4 protein-coding genes are annotated in these 6,260 nt (G+C 67.8%); 2 read left to right on the top strand and 2 right to left on the bottom strand.

What is annotated here, in order from left to right; translation table 11 throughout:
• Positions 1–226 precede the first annotated feature (226 nt).
• Complete coding sequence (locus tag Spa11_RS03040; protein ID WP_197529697.1) at positions 227–1,183, top strand: aldose 1-epimerase; 957 nt, start codon at positions 227–229, stop codon at positions 1,181–1,183.
• Positions 1,184–1,384: 201 nt separating this feature from the next.
• On the opposite strand, the gene Spa11_RS03035 is transcribed toward Spa11_RS03040, so the two are convergent.
• Complete coding sequence (locus Spa11_RS03035; RefSeq protein ID WP_145107344.1) at positions 1,385–4,009, bottom strand: hypothetical protein; 2,625 nt, start codon at positions 4,007–4,009, stop codon at positions 1,385–1,387.
• A gap of 333 nt (positions 4,010–4,342) precedes the next feature.
• Between Spa11_RS03035 and crcB the strand changes: the two genes are divergently transcribed.
• Positions 4,343–4,744, top strand: coding sequence for a fluoride efflux transporter CrcB (gene crcB, locus Spa11_RS03030; RefSeq protein ID WP_145107339.1), 402 nt, complete (start codon positions 4,343–4,345; stop codon positions 4,742–4,744).
• A 181-nt stretch (positions 4,745–4,925) separates the two neighbouring features.
• On the opposite strand, the gene Spa11_RS03025 is transcribed toward crcB, so the two are convergent.
• Positions 4,926–6,236 carry a dockerin type I domain-containing protein gene (locus Spa11_RS03025; protein WP_145107328.1) on the bottom strand — a complete coding sequence of 437 codons (1,311 nt, stop codon included), beginning with the start codon at positions 6,234–6,236 and terminating at the stop codon, positions 4,926–4,928.
• Between the last annotated feature and the right edge of the window lie 24 nt (positions 6,237–6,260).

Below are 6,260 nucleotides of genomic sequence, written 5' to 3'. Positions count from 1 at the left end.
ACCTCCAACTCCCCCATCCCACGTCCAACTGTTTCACCAAACGGTACAATAACCGCCAGAGTTCGCGTTCCATCGGATCGTCTCCCCCTGCAAGGAATAGAATCTCTCCATGCAGAATGGGACGCGGACTCCCTCTTCGCCATCGGACCGTGCTAGCCCTTGCATAATCCTGTTACGCTTCCGGCTCTCTACCGAACTTACGCATTGCCCCTCGGGAGCCGCCGCGATGTCCGCCAATATCGTCTCGATCAACGCCGCCGACTCGGGGGCTGCCGCGGAAGTCGCCGTTGGGCTGGGGTTCAATTGCTTCAGCTGGAAAACGCCGTTCGCGGGTGACGCCGACGGGTCGCGCCGTGAGCTGCTATGGGCCGAGCCGGATTTTGAACTCGGCGAGGGCCGGCCGTCGCGGAGCGGCATCCCGCTGCTCGCGCCGTTTCCGGGCCGGATCGCCAAGGGCGTCGTCGAGTGGAACGGCAAGACCTACCAGCTTGACGACACGAGCGGCCAGGGGCACGCGATCCACGGCTTCGCGCCACGCAACCCGTGGCGCCTTGTCGAACACTCCGCCGACCGGGTGACCGCCGAGTTCCGACCGACCATCGACGCGCCGTACGCGGCGGTGCAGTGGCCCGGTGACTACGTGATGACGGCGACCTACTCGATCGCTGGCAGCCAGCTCCTCTTCGACCTCCGCGTTACGAACCCGGGCGACGAACCGATCCCCTTCGGGTTCGGAACTCACGCCTACTTCCGCTTGCCGCTCGCCGAGGGCGCCGACCCCGAGGCGACAGTCGTCCGCGCGCCGGTCGATGGCCGCTGGGAAGCGGTGGACATGATTCCCACCGGCGGCGTCGAGCCGCTCGACGCGGGCGATCCCCTGGCGATCGGCGCGCCGCTCGCAGGCCGCGAGTTCGATACCGCGTACCGTTTCAGCAAGGGCGCCGAGACGACCGAGCTCATCGACCCCACCTCGGGCCGCACGGTTCGCCAGACGTTCGACGATTCGATGACGTGCTGCGTGATCTACACGCCCGGCCACCGCGAAGCGATCTGCCTCGAGCCGTACACCTGCACACCCGACCCGCTCAACATGCAGTCGAGGGGGGCCTCATCGGGGCTCATCGTGATCGAACCCGGCGAGTCGTACGCAACGCGTATCGTGCTCGAGGCGGTTGTGGCATAGCCCTCCGTTGGCAGTCGTTGCGGTGATCAGCCGCGGGGCCTCAGCCCCCGGTTCTGTGGCTGCATCGTTTCTTGTGGCGGTATCGCTTTCTGTGGGAGGCGTCTCCAGACGCCGATAACGCGCACCATGCCGTTGCGGAGTGGAGACCGTAATCGGGGTCTGGAGACCCCTCCCACAACCATCCGGCTGATGCACTTGTTCTCAGCGGACGTACCCTCCGACCTGCACCGCGACGCGTGGCGCCTGTCGCTCGGGGCCGATCGCCAAGCCGAGCCAGCCGTCTTCGATCACCAGCTGGTTGGTCGCCATGCCGATCATCGCTTTGCTGAAGCGCTCGGGCGTCTGGTCGTCCACTCGCACCAGCGGGATGCGGCGGTTTTGGCCGAGGACCTTGCCCATCACGCCGTGAAGGTGCATGCGGGACGCGTTCCGCATGCGGCCCTCGATCGCTGGGGCGCCGTCCTGCACCAGCTCGGCGGTGAGGCCGGTCACCACTGGCTTGTAGAAGACGTGGACCTTGAAGTCGTCGTGGCGGCGTCCGCGGACAACGATAGCGTCGAAGGCGAGCGTCAGATGAGCACGCCCCTCGGCGAGCTCGAACCGCACCGCGTCCTCGGCGGCGAAGCGGAATGTGGCTTCCTCGGCGGGCGGCTCGTCGCGGTTCGGCAGGCGGAGCTTCGCGTCGATCCGTTCACGCAGTTCTGCGGGCGTCATCGTCGCGCCGGCCAGACCCAAGCCGTCCAACGCGTTGTTGAACGTCGACTCGTGCACCTGCACGCTAATCACGCTGTCCGAGGGGGCCCGCATCCGCGGCGTGTGCGCCGCTAGTTGCCCGCTGTTCGCCAAGCGGATCCGCGTAATCAACCGCTCGTCAGTCGTGCGGAGCTCGATCGGCTCGATCTGGAGCCCCAACGCCTCGACGCGGTCGAGCACCTCGGCGGTGTAGCGCTGCTGCGCGTCGAACAGCTGAGGGGTCACGCGCTCGTCCAGCGTGCTGCACACCTGCCGCTCGATCTTGATCTTGGCTTCGGACTGCGCCCGCGGGCTGACGCGGTGGTATTCTTTCCGGGCGGCGTTGCGGACATAAGAGCCCACGAGCGGCACACGGTCGTAGTTGGTCGAGAGGCTAACGAGCCGCTGCGACTCGGTTTGGGCTTCGGCGATCGATGGGGCGGCTTGCAGGCCGGCGGGCGTGAGCACCACCAGCTTCTTGGCGACGAACGACGTCTCGCCACGGGCGCCGACCACCGCCGGTCCGCCGCGCGAGTAGGTCTGTGATTGCACCGTACCACGGGCTTCGAGGCCGATGCGCCAGGCGCTGGGGTCCTCGATCAATCGGATGGCGAGGTCGGTCTGTGTCGTCGAGCGTCCCGACACGGGGTTGCCCGCGATACGGTCGCGGATCGGCGCGGTGAGCGCCTCGGGCTGCGGCAGCATCCGCTCGATGAAGTCGGCGGCGATCGCGACGCGGACGTTCGCATTGCGGTACGACGACTCGATCGCTTGAGCAACAGCCCGGCTCTCCGGGTCGGCCTCGGTCACGAGGCGCGAGGCGTCCATCGCCAGCAGCTGCGCCAGGCGGGTCGTGGGCTGGCTCTCGTAGTCCTCGACGCGGCGGGCGACGGCGAGCCGGGTGGGCTGGGCGTGATTGCGCTCGGCCTCTTGGAGCAAGGCGCCGGGCGCCAAGCCAAGGCCGTTCGACGACATCGCCCAGCGGGCGCCGGCGAGCCGGTCCTCTTGGAGGCGGCCCATCGAGGCGATCGTCAGCGCCTGCTCGGCCCGCCAGGTATCGAGGCGACGGTTGAGCGCGTAGCCGGCGCGACGCAGCTCGGTCGCCGCGGCGGAGTCGCCCATCGCGTCGGCTTGGACGAACGCCTCGTCGGTCGCTTCGGCCAAGGCGCGGAGCGTGTGGTGCGTGGACCGGTCGTCGACACGGGAGCCGGCGAGCGTCCGCAGACGGTAGGCGACGGCCCACGACCAGGGCGCCTGTTGGGGCGAGGCGGCGACGCGGTCGAGCTGGTCGGCTAGCGCCACCGGCACGGGGAACGCGCCGCTCAATTCAGCGCGGTTGAGGTATGCGGCGATCGTCGGCGTCGGCTGCGAAGCCATGGCGCGCCGCGCTGCTGCTGGACGCACGGGGCCAACCAAGCGCGGCGCGACGGCGGCGATCGTTGTCTCCGTCGGTCGCAACGGGCTGAGCCGCGGCTCGCCGAAGAGCTTGGCCTGCGCTGTGTAGATCGCTGGCCGCAGCGTCGCGCCCGGCGACGCGATCGCATGGCCCGCCGAACGTGCGAGCTGGAGCGTATCGATCGAGCCGAGCGACCAGTGGGCGCGCACGCCGGCGGTGATGACGAACTTGCCGCCCTGTCCCGCGGTCCACTTCGGCGCGCTGGGGACAAGCACCAACAGGCGATCGAGATAGCCCGTCTCGGCTTCAACCGCAGGCCGCGCTTCCGGTAGGTCGGTCGCGGGGGCGCTTGCTAGACGCAGGCACAGCGGCTCGGTGGCGTGCGGCTTCGCCGTCACCGCGGAGGCCAGGTCGTATTGGAAGACCGGCTCGAACGCCGGCGCGTCGACCCGGATCGCGACGCCCGACGGCAACAGCGTCGGCGCGTAGCCCAGCGACTCGGCGGGGAGCACGGCGTCGGGGAGCGGGCGCAGCTCGGCGAGCGGCCAGCGCAGCGGCGCCGTCGTTCGATTGGGCTGGTCGGTGGCGCGCACGGTCGGCGCCGACCATTGCCGGGTGACCGCCCAACTCATTCCCAGGGCCGCTGCCGCCAATGCGACAAGCCACGCGGGCGCCGTTTCGTTTCGCCGATTCTGCATCGTCGCTGCCTCCTGCAGCTTGCCGCCGCCCCGATCCGGAGCGGCCGTTCCGTCGTTACCTCATCCAGCATGCGCGGCATGTCCTGGTGGACGCTTCGCGCAAGATGCGTTCAATGGGTAGTTTCGGTAGCTTGCACTGCTGGGGTGAGACGGCGAAAGGAAACCGCAGGGGGAAACCTTGCCTCTTAGGCGGATCAATCGGACTACGCTGTGCGAACCGACCGATCGAAACAAATGGCTTCCCCCACACGGGGGCCATTGTGCTAGCAGTGGCGCGGAGAGCCCAGCCGGTTCGGGAATTGAAGCCGCTTCGAAAAAGAAGGACGAAGAGCCATGAACGACGCCTGGGTCCGCATCGCCGCGGTCGCTATCGGTGGCGCCCTCGGGTCGGTGGCTCGCTACTTGGTGGGCGTCTGGCTGGTCGTCCTCTGGGGCGAACGCTTCCCGCTGGCGACGCTGCTGGTCAATGTCGCCGGCTGCTTTGCGCTGGGCCTGTTGATGCACGAGGCGTGGGCGCCCGCCACCCGGCACGCCAGCCTCTGGCATGCCGGAGTTACCGTCGGATTGCTCGGCGGCCTGACCACCTTCTCAACCTTCGGCTACCAAACCATCCGCCACCTCGACGCCGGCGAGCCGGTGCTGGCGCTGGCGAACGTCGCTCTGAACCTCGTCCTCGGCCTGGCGGCCGCGGGGGCGGGGCTGTGGCTGTCGCGCGCGTGGTGGCCCGTGGCGTGAGGCGCCGGGCGAGCCGAGACTCTCGGGATGGAGAGAGCCAATCGCCGCGCTGAGCGGCGGATGCTACTCAACAACTTGAATTTGGCGCCGAGGGCCGAGTCGATACATTTGTCCACCCATAGCGAAAGCGGTCCCTAGAACGCATCCTGGGCGATCTGGCGCGGGTCTGGCGCGGTCTGAGCTAGCGCTTGTTGCGACCTACGGTGATCGTCGCCGCCAGGGCTGCGATCAGGATCGCTGCGGGTTCGGGGACGCTGACCCCAGAAGCCGGCGCGGCGACGGCGTTCGGCGCGCCGAAGTTCTGCGCCCAGAGGGCGTAGTCGGCTTCGTCAACGACGAAGTCGTGGTTGGCGTCGGCGGCGGGATGGTTGGACTCGCTACCGAGCTGGCCCTTCGTGTCACGCCAGACGGTGTAGTCGGCGGCGTTGACGACGCCGTCGCCATTGAAGTCGCCGGTGATGTAGTTGGGGGCGCCGATCGTCGTGAGCAGCTTCGTGCCGTAAGGAACGTTTTGGCTCGATTCGAGTCGGCCTTGCTCGGCGGTCGGTTGCGAGGGGGCGACGTCGGGGCTGCCGCTGGCGAGCGCGTCGTGATTGCCGGTGAAGGACTGTCGGTAGTCGACGGGCGCGCCGGCCGAACCCGCGCCGGGGTTGTCGGTGAGGTTCGAGATGTGCCAGTCCGCGGCGGTCTGGCCCGTCGAGTTGCCCCAGCGGGCGATGTACTCGACCTCATAACCCAGCGGCACGTACGTGGCGCCGGGCTCGAGTCCGGGGTTCGCCGTCGCAACGCCGACGCCTGGCACGATCACTGTCTGGCCGATCGATTCGTAGCCGTAGTTGATCGGCGCGTAAGTGCGGCCGAAGACCGCTTCGCGCGGCTCGCCATGGATGCCGATCGAGTCGAGGATCGTCCAGCCCTCACGACCATTGGGATGGTCGAGCCCGTCGTTATCGACGTCGAGGTCGAAGGCGATCGCCGGGCGGTTGTCGACCGGATCGCCGTCGTTGCGGATCAACATCGCGGTGAAGCCGCCATTCTCGAGGACGCCCTCGTTGCCGTCGTCTTCGGCGCCGATGGTGCTTGTGGGCCCCGAGCCGTAACCAGGACCGCTCCCCGTGTTCACGAGGTCCGTCGTCCCCGACGCCACCGGGTAGAGGCTCGATCCAGAACCCATCTGATCGCCGCCCATGCGGTAGGTCAGGAACCCGTTGCTGCCGATCGTCGCTGCGCCGAGGTCAAAGATGTTATCGATCTGACCGGCGGGGCCGTTCTTGGCGACGTTGTCTTCGTTCTCGATGAAGATCAGGAAGTGATTCGACAGGTCCATGCCTGGCATGCCGCGGAGTTCGATGAACTCGTCACGGGTCTCGACGCCGTCGCCGCCGGGGTTGAAGAAGATCTCGTTGATGTACAGCTCGGCGCTGGACGGCGACACCCAAGCCGCAAGCAGGAGTGCTATTGGAGCGAAAGACTTGGTGATCAAAAAGCGCATGACGACTCGAGGTTGCAACCGGTG

Source organism: Botrimarina mediterranea, from assembly GCF_007753265.1.
Taxonomy (GTDB): domain Bacteria; phylum Planctomycetota; class Planctomycetia; order Pirellulales; family Lacipirellulaceae; genus Botrimarina; species Botrimarina mediterranea.
Note: the sequence above shows the minus strand (reverse complement) of the source record. Positions and strands in the feature narration are given on the sequence as shown.